This is a genomic window from Arthrobacter livingstonensis (assembly GCF_003219815.1).
Taxonomy (GTDB): Bacteria; Actinomycetota; Actinomycetes; order Actinomycetales; family Micrococcaceae; genus Specibacter; species Specibacter livingstonensis.
In genome coordinates, this window is the sequence record NZ_QJVD01000034.1 from 16,156 (window position 1) to 31,492 (window position 15,337).

Annotated in this window: 15 protein-coding genes; 6 read left to right on the plus strand and 9 right to left on the minus strand. The window is 66.9% G+C overall.

The window, feature by feature from the left end:
- Positions 1–49: 49 nt before the first annotated feature.
- Entirely contained in the window at positions 50–1,462 is a 1,413-nt protein-coding gene (locus tag CVV68_RS20190; protein ID WP_110502799.1) for a DUF2079 domain-containing protein, read from the minus strand.
- Positions 1,463–1,600: 138 nt separating this feature from the next.
- Between CVV68_RS20190 and CVV68_RS20195 the strand changes: the two genes are divergently transcribed.
- Positions 1,601–2,101 carry a DUF456 domain-containing protein gene (locus CVV68_RS20195; RefSeq protein ID WP_110502800.1) on the plus strand — a complete coding sequence of 167 codons (501 nt, stop codon included), beginning with the start codon at positions 1,601–1,603 and terminating at the stop codon, positions 2,099–2,101.
- Between the two features lie 15 nt (positions 2,102–2,116).
- Here the strand turns inward: CVV68_RS20195 and CVV68_RS20200 are convergent, their stop codons facing one another.
- Both CVV68_RS20200 and CVV68_RS20205 read right to left on the minus strand, forming a co-directional pair.
- Positions 2,117–2,587: a hypothetical protein gene (locus CVV68_RS20200; RefSeq protein WP_146238977.1), complete on the minus strand. Its 471-nt coding sequence runs from the start codon at positions 2,585–2,587 to the stop codon at positions 2,117–2,119.
- Positions 2,588–2,688: 101 nt separating this feature from the next.
- Positions 2,689–3,504, minus strand: coding sequence for a metal-dependent hydrolase (locus CVV68_RS20205; RefSeq protein ID WP_306415714.1), 816 nt, complete (start codon positions 3,502–3,504; stop codon positions 2,689–2,691).
- Positions 3,505–3,631: 127 nt separating this feature from the next.
- On the opposite strand from CVV68_RS20205, the gene CVV68_RS20210 reads away from it, so the two are divergent.
- Positions 3,632–4,117 (plus strand): acyl-CoA thioesterase, encoded by a 486-nt coding sequence (locus CVV68_RS20210; RefSeq protein ID WP_110502803.1) that lies wholly within the window; start codon positions 3,632–3,634, stop codon positions 4,115–4,117.
- A gap of 67 nt (positions 4,118–4,184) precedes the next feature.
- Positions 4,185–4,826 carry an NADPH-dependent F420 reductase gene (locus tag CVV68_RS20215; RefSeq protein WP_110502804.1) on the plus strand — a complete coding sequence of 214 codons (642 nt, stop codon included), beginning with the start codon at positions 4,185–4,187 and terminating at the stop codon, positions 4,824–4,826.
- A gap of 102 nt (positions 4,827–4,928) precedes the next feature.
- On the opposite strand, the gene CVV68_RS20220 is transcribed toward CVV68_RS20215, so the two are convergent.
- The 3 genes from CVV68_RS20220 to CVV68_RS20230 form a co-directional block, all read right to left on the minus strand.
- A complete protein-coding gene (locus tag CVV68_RS20220) occupies positions 4,929–5,447 on the minus strand; it encodes a putative immunity protein (RefSeq protein WP_110502805.1) in 519 nt (172 codons plus the stop codon).
- A gap of 296 nt (positions 5,448–5,743) precedes the next feature.
- Positions 5,744–5,971, minus strand: coding sequence for a putative endonuclease domain-containing protein (locus CVV68_RS20225; RefSeq protein ID WP_110502806.1), 228 nt, complete (start codon positions 5,969–5,971; stop codon positions 5,744–5,746).
- Positions 5,972–6,200: 229 nt separating this feature from the next.
- Positions 6,201–6,869 (minus strand): GntR family transcriptional regulator, encoded by a 669-nt coding sequence (locus CVV68_RS20230; protein WP_245933677.1) that lies wholly within the window; start codon positions 6,867–6,869, stop codon positions 6,201–6,203.
- 105 nt (positions 6,870–6,974) lie between these two features.
- On the opposite strand from CVV68_RS20230, the gene CVV68_RS20235 reads away from it, so the two are divergent.
- Both CVV68_RS20235 and CVV68_RS20240 read left to right on the plus strand, forming a co-directional pair.
- The gene (locus CVV68_RS20235) at positions 6,975–9,842 is read left to right on the plus strand and encodes an FAD-binding and (Fe-S)-binding domain-containing protein (protein ID WP_438502662.1); all 2,868 of its coding nucleotides are present in this window, start codon (positions 6,975–6,977) and stop codon (positions 9,840–9,842) included.
- 93 nt (positions 9,843–9,935) lie between these two features.
- Positions 9,936–10,361 (plus strand): universal stress protein, encoded by a 426-nt coding sequence (locus CVV68_RS20240; protein WP_110502807.1) that lies wholly within the window; start codon positions 9,936–9,938, stop codon positions 10,359–10,361.
- Positions 10,362–10,422: 61 nt separating this feature from the next.
- Here the strand turns inward: CVV68_RS20240 and CVV68_RS20245 are convergent, their stop codons facing one another.
- On the minus strand, positions 10,423–10,758 hold the full coding sequence (locus tag CVV68_RS20245; protein WP_146238978.1) for a hypothetical protein: 336 nt from the start codon (positions 10,756–10,758) through the stop codon (positions 10,423–10,425).
- Between the two features lie 131 nt (positions 10,759–10,889).
- The gene (locus CVV68_RS20250; RefSeq protein WP_110502809.1) at positions 10,890–12,854 is read right to left on the minus strand and encodes an acyl-CoA dehydrogenase family protein; all 1,965 of its coding nucleotides are present in this window, start codon (positions 12,852–12,854) and stop codon (positions 10,890–10,892) included.
- A 188-nt stretch (positions 12,855–13,042) separates the two neighbouring features.
- On the opposite strand from CVV68_RS20250, the gene CVV68_RS20255 reads away from it, so the two are divergent.
- On the plus strand, positions 13,043–15,073 hold the full coding sequence (locus CVV68_RS20255; RefSeq protein ID WP_110502810.1) for a glycogen debranching N-terminal domain-containing protein: 2,031 nt from the start codon (positions 13,043–13,045) through the stop codon (positions 15,071–15,073).
- A gap of 64 nt (positions 15,074–15,137) precedes the next feature.
- Here the strand turns inward: CVV68_RS20255 and CVV68_RS23655 are convergent.
- On the minus strand, positions 15,138–15,337 hold a 200-nt coding region (locus CVV68_RS23655), incomplete at its 5' end, for a hypothetical protein (protein WP_170133270.1).

A 15,337-nucleotide genomic window follows, 5' to 3' on the forward strand; every position in this document is an offset into this window, starting at 1 on the left:
AGTATTGCCGGACAAAGTCTACTGTCCGGAAGGAAACGAACCCGAACGGTTACTGCGCCACCTGCCTGGCCACCTGGAAATGGCCGTCCGCATGGACGGTGATGAAACGGGTGCCGGGGAACCTGGATTCGGCCTCGGTGGCGGTCGTGGAGTCCGGGGTGCCGGGACGGCCGGAAACATCCATCAGGACATAGTCCGGCGGCGGGTTCGTGTTGCCGACCCAGTACACCTGGGTCCGGTCCGCCAGATAGCTCATGAGGCTGATGTCCGTCTCCACCGTGACCCCGCTGGGGACGGCGTCAAGCGCACTGACGGCGGCGGCGTTGTTCACGGTCGAAAACGACTGCCCGGGGTCGGCGAGTCTGCCGAAGGCGAACTGGCCGCACAGGGCCACGGCAATCAGCGCAAGGGCTGCGCCCGAGAGCAGCCGCAGTTTTGCCGAATCCAGCACCTTGCGGCGGGAGAGTGCGTCAATGGCGGCGCAAAACACCACCGGCATCAACACGGCGCTGTACTGCCACTCCTGGCCCCAGTACACGGGCAGGTCGGAGAGGAAGCGCCAGGCCAGGGTGGGCAGCACGATGAGAGCGAGCGGCGAGAACAGGCTAAGGCCCGCCGTGATGGCAGCGAGCAGCAGCACGGTGGCCACCTTGTCGCCCTGGAACAACGACGCCGGGTCCCTCAGCAGCCCGGCAATGTCCAGTTGGCCCTGGTAGGCCCAGGCGGAACCCGGATTCATGGCCGGTAGGATGACCTGGGTGGCCAGCACAAACCAGGCCACGCCCCAGGCCGCCAGCCAAAGCCCGGCCGGCCGGCGCGAGCGGTGGGCCATGACCAGGCCAACCATGAACACCGTCAGGCCCAGGTCCTCCTTGACGAAGACCAGCAGAGCCGCCCAGATCCAGGCTTGCCGCCACTTCTCCTCCATCAGTGCACACAGGGACAGGGCCAGCAGCGGCACGGCGAAGGCGATCTCGTGGAACTGCGAATCCACTGCGGACTGCAGGCCCCAGCTCAGCGCGTAACCGATGCCGACGCAGACGCCGGGGATCCGGCCCAGGCGCTTGATGGCCAGGTGGCCGACCACCGCCACGGACACAGCGAACAGCAGGTTTTGCACCACAAGGAGCGTGAAGGCGCTGGGGAAGACACGGTACACCGGGCCCAGCACCACCAGGATGGGGTGGAAGTGGTCGCCCAGCAGGTTGAAGCCCTGTCCCTTGATGCTGACAATCGGCGCCTGGAAGTGGGCGTAGTCCCTGGCCAGCTGGGTGAAGATGCCCAGGTCCCATGACCTGATGGCAAAACTGCGCCATTGCAGCCAGGAGTAGACCGTGTACAGCACAAAAGCGCCGGCGCCAAGAAGGCCTGCCAGGGCCGAGGAGCTTCCCGCGGCACCGAGCACGGCGGGAAGCCGTGGCGACCCGGCAGGGGACGGGTCGCTTTCCTTCGTTGCAGTCACCCTTGAAAGTCTAGGCCGTTTGCCCGGTGTCCGGCACGTCACCGCCGCCGCCGGAGCGGCACGGCCGTTGGTTGAGCAGGGTTGGCCCTTACCGCGATTCCGACGTGGCGGGGAATGCAATCTGGCAGGATGGGGCGCATGGACACACAAATCGCCTGGACCGTCATCTGCGGCCTCGCCATCCTGGTGGGGGCCGCAGGAGTGATCATTCCGGTCCTCCCCGGCAGCCTGCTCATCGGCGCAAGCCTACTGGTGTGGGCCCTGGTGGTGGGGCAGCCGGTGGGCTGGGTCGTGTTCGGCGTGGGCGTGCTGTTCGTGGCCGCGGGCATGCTCTCCAGCACCGTGCTGACCGGGCGGGCCATGAAGGAACGCCAGATTCCGGGACGTTCCATCATTGCCGGGCTGGTCCTGGGCGTGGTCGGTTTCTTTGTGGTCCCGGTGGTGGGGCTGCTGCTTGGCTTTGCCGTGGGGCTGTTTGTCTCCGAACTGGCGCGGCAAAAGGCCGTCAAGCCCGCAGTATCATCGTCCCTGGCTGCGCTGAAGGCCACGGGCCTGGGCATGCTGGCCGAATTTGGCTTCGCCTCCCTGGCGGCCGGGACGTGGGCCGCGGGCGCGTTGATGTATTTCCTCAACCGCTAGCTGCACCGCGGGCAGTCACGGCAGGCTGAGCACCACTTTCATGGCGGCCATGGGGCCGCCACATTTTTCATTGCCGCCCACCCTGGTCCAATTCAAGGTGTTGGACTGTTGGCCCAGGACGTTTCCGGCGGCGTCAAACGCCCTGAAGGTGACGGTCGGTGACGGCTTCGTCCCCACATCAAGCAGCCAGGCCCCGTCCGGCTGGCGGGTCAGCATGGCGGAGCCGTTGCGGGCATTCTTCGCAAAGGTGGGCGTGGGCGGGGCGCACTTGGCGCCCGCGCACGTCGTGACCGCGGAAACCCGGGCCGCCGTGGCCTGGTCGCCGGCGAGTGACAGCGTCACGTGGTTGTGCCAGGTGGCGGTGGGGCACCCGCCGGAATCGTTGTCCATGACAATGGCGCCGATGATAAAGGCCATGCATACGGCAGCCACGAAGGGAACAAGGACAAGTTCCACACGTCGGCGGGATGAACGGACTGCTGGCATGGTGCCATGCTAACCAACGGAACTGTGCGTTTCCCGAAAAATATCCCGTGCTCCCAGGCCATGCTCGGCAGGATGCAATTTGCCTCCGGGGTGGGCCGGGCTCAGCCCAGCCAGCTCGCCGCGTTGCCCACAGTCCCCAGCACCGCGTAGGCGCTGACGGGAACCAAAAGCATCCATTCGCGCCAGGAGCCGGCATTGCCGAGGATGGGAAGCGCCACGCTTCCGTTGCGCTTCCACACATGGCGGACAAGCGGCAGTCTCCGGGCGAGCCGGGGCGGCCGGATCCGCAGCGGCCACAACAGATTGCAGCCGCCGGTGGTCAGCATGTCCCCGGCAATGTGCACGGCCACGCCCAGCCCTACGGCCAAGGGGAACCAGAACTGTTCCTGCGGGGCGAAGAAGGTGATGAAGGCACCCACCGACAGGCCAAGGATCCAGGGGAACTTCCGCATGGTGTCCGGGATGAACTTCAACGCCTTGGCCGCAAACGATGCCAGCAGCACCGTCAAAATGCCCGCCCCCGGAAAAATCAGGCCGAACGGTTCCAGTTCGGCCGTCCACATGCCGGCCAGCATCGAAATGAACACAAAAACAGCCATGCCCAGCACGGAATGCGTCCCGTGCCGGTGCCCGCCGGACAGACGCCCCACCTCGATGCACATGGCATTGGAAACCGGCGGCAGCGAATGGGCGATCGTCGCGTTTCGGTGGTCGGCATCGGGCAGCAGCGCAGCGCCCGCCGTGACGATGGTACCGGCCAGGACGCCGGCCGCACTGACATGCAAAAGGCCCAGGCCGACGTCGAACCCGTCCGGCAGGAACGTGGCCACTCGCGCGGCACCGCTGATGTCAACATGGAACCTGGTGGTCAGGGCCAGCCAGGCGGCGGCCCCGCAGGCGGCGTGATGGGGTCCCATCAAAGGCAATGTCCTTTCGGCGCGCGTGGCTCCCTCAACGCGTGGAGGAAATTTACGCAAGCTCCACAGTAGGGCCACGGACGGACAAAGTTCCATTCGCACCCCCGGGGCACGATATCGTGGGCCCATGGCACTGGATTCAAGGCACGACGGCGGCACCCGGCTCACCGTGAACGTCCCCATGCGCTGGGGCGACATGGACGCGTACGGGCACATCAACAATGTGGAGGTGCTGCGGATCCTGGAGGAGGCGCGCATCCACGCCTTTGGCCCGCCCTCGGGTACCGGGATGCCTGGCATGGAGGTGGACCTGCCGATCTTTTCCGAGCTCCCTGAAGGCACCCAGGCGCTCGTGGCGGAACACCGGGTGCGATACCTGGTGCCGTTGAACTACCGCAACGTCCCCGCCCGGATCGAGGTGTGGATCAGCTCCGTCAAGGGTGCCAGCATCACCGTGGCCTATGCCATTTTTGACCCGGTCACGGACGTTAAATGCGCCATTGCCGAAACCGTGCTGGCGTTCTTTCACGAGGGCAGCGGCACCGTGCTGCGCATAGCGGCGGAGAAGAAGGCGCAGCTGGCCCCGCTGCTTGGGGAATCCGACTTCCGCTAAGGCGGGTCTCCACGCAACATGGCGCAACGCGCGGAATTTTTACGGGTGGCCCGTCAGTTACACGAACATGACAACACTGGGAATTATCGGAGCAGGAAACATTGGCAGCCAGATTGCGCGCAAGGCCGTGCAGCTTGGCTATGACGTGGTCATCAGCAATTCGCGGGGGCCCGAAACCCTCGCGGGACTGGTGGAGGAGCTGGGGCCGCGTGCCCGGGCAGCCACGGCGCGGGAGGCAGCGGGGGCGGCGGAGTTCGCCGTCGTCACTGTCCCCCTCAAGAGCTATCTGGACATCCCGGCCGAACCGCTGGCCGGCAAGGTGGTCATCGACACCAACAACTACTACTGGGAGCGCGACGGCCACATCCCGGCCCTGGACAACGGGGAGACCACCGTGTCCGGGCTCCTGCAGGAGCACTTGAAGGATTCGAAGGTGGCGAAAGGGTTCAACCACATCCAGTCAGCCCACATCACCACCGATGGAACGGCTGCCGGTACCGACAACCGCCGGGCCCTGGCCACGGCCAGCGACCACGCGGACGCTGCCGAGCTGGTGACGCGTTTGTATGACGAGTTCGGCTTCGATACCGTCAACATCGGCCAGCTGTCCGAGAGCTGGCGCGTGGAGCGCGACCGTCCCGCCTACGTGGTGCGGCAAAACGCGGCCGAACTGGCAGCCAATCTGGCCAAGGCGCCACGGGTGATCTAAATTCGGGCGGGCCTGGCCCGCAGCCGGCCCGCAGCCGGGCGGCGCCGGGCGCGGCCTGGCGCGGCTTGGCGCGGCAGAAGCGGATGAGTGGCGGGCAACGGACTAGTCGTCGAAGACGTGCCAGCAGATGGCGCTTCGGCCTCGTTGATCGTCGAGAACGAGTTCACGGACGGCGGCGGGGAGACGCGCCCGCTGCCACTGCCGTTCCTTGACCCGGGCAAGTTCCGCGTCGGCGGCCGGGGCGCAGGCACCGGCGGCCCTGATGGCGTACGCCGCGGCGCCCAGATCGTGGGCGGCGACGTGGGCCACCGCAACCGCCTGGCCCGCCGACAGTGCGGCGAACTTCACTGGATCGGGCATCCCGCGCGCCGCGGCATTGGCCTGGAAAGCCTCTTGGTGTGCTTCGCTCATGCGCACCTCGCCGCGAATCCAGGCGCGACCAACCTCGATGGCGTCGCGGGGCCGGCTGTCACCTGGTTGATGGTCCTCGAACAGCGGCAGCACGTGCTCGGCGCAGAGGAGGGCCCAGCCGGCCAACAGCCGGTGGTGTTCGTCCGTCAGGGTGCCCCCGCGGCGGATGGTGATCAGCCGGGGATCACGCTCTTTTGGGAGGATCGGCACACTTCCATTCGTACCAGTGGCGAGGCCCAAACGGTGGGGAGACACGCCCTGGGCCAAATGCCCAACCCGTCGGGATGCTCTGGGGCGCGCCTGCGCGGTGAAACGCCTATGGCCGGCCGCCGGCGTTTCACCGCTCCGGACCCGGGCCGGATTTCCGTTTCGTTTCGCCCCCTGGACCTCGCTGTTGTTACCGCCGAACGTCGCGGCCGGGACCCCCGGCGAGGTTGTCGGGGTCCTGCCAGCCGCCGCGGACCAGCATTTTGGACCTTCCGGATTGCCGGGCGGGCGCCATCCTTCTAGTCCGCCTTGTCGTTCTTGGCCTGGTGCCAGCCGGCCTCGGCGATCTCGTAGTCTCGGGCGATGTCGCCGGACTGTTGTGTGGGCGCGAGGTGGTGTTCGCCTCCGTATTGGACGCTCGTCTTGTCTTCCCCGCAGCCCAGGCCAGTCCGGCGCAGCGGCACATCGGATTCGTTGAGTATGGCCCAATTGTGGGGGGACCGGGCGGCTGGATCCCATGTTTCCATTGGGGCCGGCTTGACCCCATCGTTTGGCTGATCCCTGGCGGCGGAGCCTGAATTCGTGGATAACGACGACTGTTTGTCCGTGTGTGCACGACGGGGGAGCCCGCCCTGACGGCCGGATGCATGAACGGTCAGATCATCATGGAATGATCTGGCCAAATGGCGATGATGTGCCCGTTCAAGGTGCCGCGGCGGGTGCGCCCCGGCACCGGCTACTGCGGATATCCCGGGATTACGCCGCCAGCGCCTCCGCCAGGCGCTCGCGGGCCGTGGCCAGGTGGCTGTCCAGGGCCGACGCGGCAGCTTCGGCGTCGCCGGCGGCCAGGTGGTCCAGGATTTGCCGGTGCTCGGCGTGGATGGCGGCGCTGTCGAGCAGGTGGAGCGACTGCACCCGCGTCATGCACAGCCGTACTTCTCCGGCCAGGGACCCGTACATGCGTGCAATGCGCTCATTGCCGACGGCGGCCACCAGTGCCGTGTGAAAGCGCAGGTCAGGTTCCACCAGGGCGAGGTCGCCCGCCCCGGTCACAGCCAGGATCTCGGCGTTCGCCGCAACCGCGGCCTCCGGAACGGTGTGCGATGCGGCCAGGCGGCGCAGGATTCCGCTCTCCAAATAGGCCCGGGCCTGATAAATGTCGCGGACGGCGTCCGGCCCCAGCTCGGCCACGCGGGCGCTTTTGTGGGAGCCGCGAACCAGCAGGTTTTCCCCGACGAGCTTTTCGATGGCGGCCTTGGCGGTGGGGCGGGCAACCTCGTACGCGGTGGCGATTTCCAGTTCCGTCACGGCCGCCGCAGAGGTGAGGCTGCCGGAAAGGATACGCGCGCGAACGTCGTCGGTGACGGCATCCACAACTGACTTTGTGGCGATTTGGCGGGCCATGGGCACCTTTTCCTGGAACATTCCGGTTTTCCCTTTGAGTATACTTGTCAGACAAACCAGTCCATTGCGCCAACCCAGGAACGCAGGGAGACTGTGAATATCCCCAACGAAGGCAAGGATGCGTGCATGGCAGTGGAGTCAGCGGAGGAAACGGCCATGGACCAGGTCCGGGCCGCCATGGCCGGCCCGGGACAAACCAAGACCCGGGCCCTGGACCTGCACGCGAACGCCCATGACGCCTCCCACTTTTACCTCGTCCCGCAGGCAGTCGCCGTGCCGCAAAACGCCGGGGAAGTGGCGAAGCTGCTGAAGATCAGCGCCGCGCATCGGCTGCCGCTGACCCTGCGCTCCGGCGGGACCAGTCTCAGCGGCCAGGGCGTGACCGATGGCCTGCTGGTGGACGTGCGCAAAAACTTCCGCGGCATCGAGGTGCTCGACGACGGCGCCCGGGTGCGGGTCCAGCCCGGCGTCACGGTCCGCGCCCTGAACGCCCGACTGCTGCGATTCGGGCGCAAATTCGGCCCGGACCCCGCCAGCGAGGTCGCCTGCACCATCGGCGGCGTCGTGGCGAACAACTCCTCCGGCATGGCCTGCGGCACCACCGACAACGCCTACCGCACGCTGGAATCCCTCACCGTGGTGCTGCCCGGCGGCACCGTCATCGACACGGCGGCGGACGACGCCGATGCCCACCTCCGCGCGCTGGAACCGGACATTTTTGCCGGGCTCCTGGAACTGCGCGGGCGGGTCCTGGCCAACCCCGCGGCCCGGACCACCATTGAACACCAGTTCTCCATGAAAAACACTATGGGCTACGGACTGAACGCGTTACTGGACTTTGAGAGCCCGGCACAGATCCTGGCGCACCTGATCGTCGGCAGCGAGGGCACGCTTGGCTTTGTGGCCGAGGCCGTGTTCCGCACCGTGCCCCGGCTGGCCCACGCCACCACGGGACTGCTCGTCTTCAAGGACCTGGAGGCGGCCAATACGGCACTTCCCGCGCTCGTGGACAGCGGCGCGGCCACCGTGGAGCTCATGGACTCACTCTCACTCAAGGTGGGCCAGGGGCTGACCCAGGTGCCCGGCGTCGTACGGGACCTGCGGGTGAAAAACCATGCGGCGCTGCTTGTGGAATACCAAAGCGGCGACGTCGGAGAGCTGGCGGAGCTGGACGCGCGGGCCGCCGCGCTCGCAGGATCCTTGGGCCTGGACGCCCCGGCGCATTTCAGTTCCGACGCCACAATCCGCGCCGAGCTGTGGCACTTGCGCAAGGGCCTGTATACATCGGTTGCGGGCGCCCGCCCGCAGGGCACCACGGCGCTGTTGGAGGACGTGGTGGTCCCGGTGCCCGTGCTGGGACGGACCTGCGTGGCACTTGGGACGCTGTTTGAGAAGTACCGCTATGAAAACTCAGTGATCTTTGGCCACGCCAAGGACGGCAATATCCACTTCATGCTCACGGACCGGTTCGCCAGCAGGGAGGAACTGGACCGCTACGCCGCGTTCACGGAGGACATGGTGGACGTGGTGCTTGGTGAGGGCGGCTCGCTGAAGGCCGAACACGGCACCGGACGCGTCATGGCCCCGTTTGTGCGCCGCCAGTACGGCGACGAACTCTACGACGTGATGCGCCGCATTAAGCACCTCATCGACCCGGCCGGCATGCTCAACCCCGGGGTGCTGCTCGACGACGACCCCACGGCGCACCTGCGCCACATCAAGCCCGCGCCACCGGCCGTGGATGCCGAGGTGGACCGCTGCGTCTCCTGCGGTTACTGCGAACCGGTCTGCCCCAGCAAGGACTTGACGCTCACCCCGCGCCAGCGCATAGTCACCCTGCGCGCCATCGAGCAGGCCCGCGCCGACGGTGACACCGCGCTGGCCGCCGCGCTGGAGGCTGACTACAACTACGACGCCGTGGACACCTGCGCCGTCGACGGCATGTGCCAGACGGCCTGCCCCGTGGACATCAACACCGGCAACTTGGTCAAGCACCTGCGTCGGGACACGAACGGGAAGCTGGAAAACGGGGTCTGGGAGACGGCTGCCAGGCATTGGGGTGCCGTGACGAAGGGGGCCGGACTGGCTCTGAGCGTGGCCGCGAAGGTCCCGCCCGGCGTCGTGCTTCCGGCCAACAGATTGGGACGGAAGGTGCTGGGCGCCGACACCCTGCCGCTTTATTCGGCGGAACTGCCGTCCGGCGGGAAAGCGCGACGCCGGCCCGCACCAGCAGGGGCCCCGGCCGCCGTGTATTTTCCCGCCTGCGTGAACGCCATGTTCGGCGCGGCTGCCGGTTCGTCCCATGCGGTCCAGGGGCCCGGCGTGCAGCTCAGCTTTGAACAGCTGTGTGCGCGGGCCGGGATTGAGGTGCTGGTGCCCGAAGGCATTGACGGGGCCTGCTGCGGCACGCCGTGGTCGTCCAAGGGCATGGAGACCGGGCTGGCGGACATGCACGCGCGGACGCTGAATCTGCTGCGGGCAGCCACGCGAAATGGCGAACTGGACATCATTTGCGACGCGTCCAGCTGCACCGAGGGGCTCATTCACACCATTGAATCCGAGGTGCCGGCGGCCGGTCTGCCGCCGCTGCGGGTGGTGGACGCCGTGGAATTCACGGCGGAGAGGATCCTGCCGGTGCTGGGGGAAGGCTGGGAACGCCTCGAGTCGCTGGTGCTGCACCCCACCTGCTCATCGACGCGGATGGGGATGAACCCGGCGCTGGAAAAGGTGGCGGACGCCGTGGCGGAGTCCGTGCTGGTGCCTGAGAACTGGGGCTGCTGCGGCTTTGCCGGGGATCGCGGCATGCTGCACCCGGAGCTGACCGCCTCCGCCACGGCGGCACAGGCGGCGGACGTTGCCGGGATGGGTGCGTCGGCGCACGCCTCCTGCAACCGGACGTGTGAACTGGGCATGACCCGCGCCACCGGGCAGGACTACAAGCATGTGCTGGTACTGCTGGCCGAAATGGCCGGCGGCCGTAACGGGAACGGTTAGTTGCCCCACCATTCGGCCACAATGCCGGATTCTTTGGCTAAGCTGGTAAACCTGTAAAGAATTCTCTGAATACCAAACGAAGGATGTAAGAAAATGGCGGGAATTATCATCGTCGGTGTCGACGGCAACTCAACGTCCATGAAGGCCGCGCGTGTTGCGGCGAACCTGGCCAAGTCCCTGGGGGCCACCCTCCGCGTGGTGACGGCCTTCGGTGAGGACAAGACCGAAAAGGTCGAGATCGGCAATGACGAATGGTTCCTGTCCACCGCCGACGAGGCCGAGCGTGTTGCACAGCGTGTGGCCGAGGAGCTGAAGATCAGCGGAGTGAAAACCGAGTACTCTTCCGCGCTGGGCAAGCCGGCTGACGTTCTTCTTGAGGAGGCCACCAAGCTCAATGCCGACCTCATCGTGGTCGGCAACGTCCGCATGCAGGGCCTCAAGCGCGTGCTGGGCTCCGTCGCCAACGCCGTCTCCCACAACGCCCCGTGCGACGTGTACATCGTCAAGACCGACGGCTGATTAAGTCAAGCCAGTCGTCCGAAACCCCCCGCTGCCCCGAGGCAGCGGGGGTTTTCGTGGTTTAGGCGGCCCTGCCCACGGGAGCCTGCTGAGCCCCGGTTTCAACCCGCCCGGTTACAACAGGCCCGGTTTCAACAGGCACAGTGGGGCTCCGGGGCATGAGGACGACGACGGTCCGGCTGGAGTGCCGCAGCGTGGCGGGGCCGGGCACCACAACGGGCCTGGACCGCACGGCCGCGGCCGTGAGCCGGCGGGCAGCATGCACCAAACCGTAGACCACGGCCAGCACGGAGGTCACGGCAAGGAAGGAGAGGACAATGATGCCCAGCATGAGAACGCCCAGCATCACGGTCCCGGTATAGACCAAAAGATATGAATTGATATGCATAATATCCACGGCAGTTCCCCATATCGTCCACAGGCATGTGTACTTTCATACGGTAGGCGCGGGAAATGCGCGGCGCGGCCGGTGAACGGCGAGCCGCCGGAATGAAATCAAGATGTGATGCGCCCTGTCGGCCCGTTACCTTACCGGTACTTGCGGTGCTGGTTCTCCTGCTTCGTCGGGCCGGGGGCGGCGTCGGCGATCCACGGGCCGGTGCCTTCCGAAACATCAATGATCCCGTCCTCGAGCCAGGCGTAGTCACCGGCCAGCAGCGACGCTGACAGGGAGGAATCGGCGTCGTCCGTGTTGTGCCACAGCTCGCTGAACAGGACCTCCACGCGCAGGCGGGACTGGCTGGCAAAGGCGTCCGCGAGTTTCAGGGCGGACCTGCCCTGGACGGGGTCCTTCAGGCGGATCATCTCCACCCTGCTGCAGCAGGCGGCGATGGCGAACAGCTCGGCGCCGATGTCCACTATCCGGCCCAGGAACGCCTGCTTGTATTCGAGCCTGCCCTGCCAGCGTCCCATTCCGTAGAAGGTCTGCCGGGCCAACTTCCTTGATTCGCGCTCCACGAAGCGCAGGTGCTTGGCCAGGGGCCCGAACTCGATGTAGGAGCGCGGGTCCAGTCCCTTGCCCACCACCAGTTGCGGCAGCCACTTGGCGTAGAAGCCGCTGGCCGCCACGGCAGCCCTGCCCTTTTGCTGCAGGCTCGCCGTGGTGGAGGCCAGGTCGCCGGCGGCGGCCAGGTGCGCGTCCACGGCTTCGCGGGCGATCAGCAGGTGCATGATCTCCGTGGACCCCTCAAAGATCCTGTTGATGCGCAGGTCGCGCAACAGCTGTTCGGCGGGAACGGCACGTTCGCCGCGAGCCGCCAGGGATTCGGCGGTTTCGTAACCGCGGCCGCCGCGCACCTGCACCAGCTCGTCGGCGCACTTGTACGACATTTCCGAGGACCACAGCTTGGCCAGGGCGGCCTCGATCCGCACGTCCTTCATGCCGGCGTCGGCCAGTGCCGCCGAAAGCTCAAACACTGCCTCCAAAGCAAACGTGGTGGCCGCCATGAAGGCCAGCTTCTTGCCCACCGCCTCGTGCTCGCCCACCGGGTGGCCCCACTGGGTGCGGGCGTTGGACCATTCCCTGGCGATCTTCAGCGACCACTTGCCGGCACCCGCGGCCATGGCAGGGATGGACAGCCGTCCGGTGTTCAGGGTGGTCAGGGCGATCTTCAGCCCCTGTCCTTCGCGGCCCAGCCGGTTTTCCGCCGGCACACGGACCTGGTGAAAGCGGGTGACGCCGTTTTCAATGCCGCGCAGGCCCATGAACTTGTTGCGGTGCTCCACCGTGATCCCGGGGGAGTCGGCCTCCACCACAAATGCCGTGATGCCACCGGTTTTTTTGCCGTTTTCATCCGGCCCGCGCGAGGGCACCACGGCCATGACCACCACCAGTTCGGCGATGACGCCGTTGGTGGTCCACAGCTTTACGCCGTCCAGAATGTACTCGGAGCCGTCCTCACTGGGCACGGCGGCACAGGCCATGCGCGCGGGGTCGGATCCGACGTCGGGCTCGGTGAGCAGAAAGGCGGTGACGGCGCCGGCCGCGCAGCGGGGCAGGTACTTTTGCTTTTGTTCCTTGCTGCCAAACACCTTCACCGGCTCAGGCACCCCGATGGACTGGTGGGCGGATACCAGGGCGCCAAACGCCGGGTGCACGCTGCCCAGAATGGCCAGCGCCCGGCCGTAGTACGTCAGGTTCAGTCCGAGACCGCCGTATTCCCGCGGGATTTTCATGCCAAACACGCCCAGCTTGGCAAGTCCTGCCAGGTATTCGTCCGGGATTTGCGCGTCCCGTTCAATGACGGAGGCGTCCATGGTGCGGGCATAGGCTTCGACCTCCTGAAGAAAGGTGTCGCCGCGGGCCACGTCGTCGTCCGGCGCCTGCGGATGGGGATGGATCAGGCCCAGGTCAAAGTGCCCCAGGTACAGCCCCTTGGCGAAGCTGGGCCGATCCCATGTGGATTCCCGGGCCGCCTCCGCCGCGTTGCGCGCGTCCTCGGCCGTAACGTGCGGCGTGGTGGTGGCGGCAGAACCGCCCGCAGGTGTGCTCATGGTTTCCTCGATTCCGCCGGCGCCGACACGGGAACCGGCATGCGGAGCTCAGGACTCGCTGTTGATTTGATGCTACTCGGCGGTAGGAGGGGCGGCAATGGGCTGGCGTGAACCATGTGCTTTCCCCCGCTTTGGCGGGAGGATGAACCTACCAGTGATCGCACGCGCCCAAGCCCCAGGAGGAGCCCATGACCGGCCGCCAACCCTTTCTTCATGACTTGAACGTGCTGCTGGCCGCCCCCATGCAGGCCTGGTCCGGGCGGGACGGGCAGATTCGCAGGCAGGGGGCGGAGGGCATTTACGTCGCGGACACGCGGGTGGTCGGGGAGGCAGTGCTGACCGTCAACGGCGAGGAGCCCGAGGCGCTGGGCGTGTCCAGGGAGAGCGGCCCCGGGGCGTCCTTTGAGGCTGTGGTCCGGTCCGCCGGCGAAAGCCATGCCGACCCGCTGCTCGTGCTGGTCCGACGCCGGACCGTGCAGACGGGCCGTGTCCTTGAGGACATTGTGCTGGATTCCAAGCTGCCCAAAGAGGTGGCGGTGTCGATCGAACTGACGCTTGGCATCGACTTTTCACCCATGGCGTCCGTCAAGTCCGGCGGTCCAAGACTTCCGACCACTGCCGTGCTTGAGGACGGCTGCTGGCTCGCGTCCTCGGGTGCTGTCACCGCGTCGGTCTCCGCGCCGGGGGCTACGGCACAGAAGTGCGACGGCGGGATCCGGTTCCGCTGGGACCTTACCATCCCGCCCGGGGGACAGGCACGGGCGGCTTGGTCCGTCGACGCCGCCGACACCCTCTCGCCAGTCACTGCGGCCGGGGTGACGGCCCCGCCGCCGTTGACCGTCAGTGCCCGGGATCCCCGCTTGGCGGCATTGGTGACCCGGGCACAGCAGGACCTGGCCGGGCTGCGAATGTCCAGCACCGAACAGCCTTCCGACGTCTTCCTGGCTGCCGGGGCGCCGTGGTTCTTCACACTGTTCGGACGTGATTCCCTCATCGCCGCGCGCATGCTGCTGCCCGTCGATCCGCAGCTGGCGGCCGGCACGCTGCGCATCCTGGCCGCACGGCAGGGCGCCGGTTGCGACCTGGAAACCGCCGAACAGCCCGGCAAGATCCTGCACGAACTTCGCCGCGGAGAACTCCTGCTGCCGGCCACCTCCCACAACGACCAGCTGCGCCTCCCGCCCGTCTATTACGGCACCGTGGATGCGACGCCCTTGTGGATCAGCCTTCTCCACGACGCCTGGAAATGGGGCATGCCTGAAGGGGAAGTGCGGGCGCTGCTGGACAACCTTGGGGCCGCCCTGGCCTGGCTGCGCGACTGGGCGGATGCCGACGGCGACGGCTTCCTGGAATACCTCGACACCACGGGCCACGGCCTGGCCAACCAGGGGTGGAAGGACTCGGCGGACTCCATCCGCTGCCAGGACGGCTCCCTGGCACGCGGTCCCATCGCCTTGGCCGAAGTGCAGGGCTACGCGTACCGGGCGGCCCTTGACGGCGCGGAACTGCTGGATGCGTTTGGCCAGCCGGGAGCAGCCGATTGGCGGTCCTGGGCCGCCGCCCTCGCCAGAAAGTTCCGTGCCGAATATTGGTGCCGGGACGGGCTGGGGCCTTACCTCGCCATCGCGTTGGATGCGGACAAGCGCCCGGTGGACGGCGTCGCCAGCAACATGGGCCACCTGCTGGGAACCGGCATTCTCTCCGAGGACGAAAGCGCGGTGGTCGCAGCCCGGCTCATGCACCCGAGTCTTTTCTCCGGCTTTGGCATCCGGACCCTGGATACGGGCAACGGCGGCTATTGGCCGCTGCGCTACCACTGCGGCTCTGTCTGGACTCATGATTCCGCGCTGATTCTGGCCGGGCTGGCGGCGGCGGGCCACGTCGCGGAGGCCGCCCTCGTTGCATCCGGACTGCTGGATGCCGCAGAGTCCTTTGGCTTCCGGCTGCCGGAGCTTTTCTCAGGCCACACGCCAGGCGACGGCGGGCCGCTGCCCTACCCCTCGTCCTGCCGCCCGCAGGCCTGGGCGGGCGCAGCTGCCGTAACGATTCTCTTGGCCACCCTCGGGTTGGAACCGCAGGGCCACGGCGTGCTGCCCGTCGTGGCCGCCGCGGTGCCGACGCCGTTTGGCGCCTTTAGCGTCTCCGGTCTCTGGGCCGGCGGCAGGCAATTCAAGGTCGACGTCGACGGGGAGGGAAACGCTGCCGTCTCAGCCATGTGATTCGGTCGGTGCCGGGCGGGCCGGTGGCGGGGCCTTGTTGGGACCGGTGCGCGATACAGTTCCGTCAGTGGTCTTCGTTGGTGTGGGGCTTGATGTTGTATTCGATGAGGTTTTCGAGCGGGCTGTGGCTGCGGTCGAACCGCGGGGTTGCCATGCTTTCCGGGCGGGCGCCTGGCGCCGTTCCCGTCGCCGCGCCGGTCCCCAGGCCTGCTGTCGTGTTGTTGCGGTGGTCGAGTTGTTGGGTGAGGTGTTTTTTGAGCCATT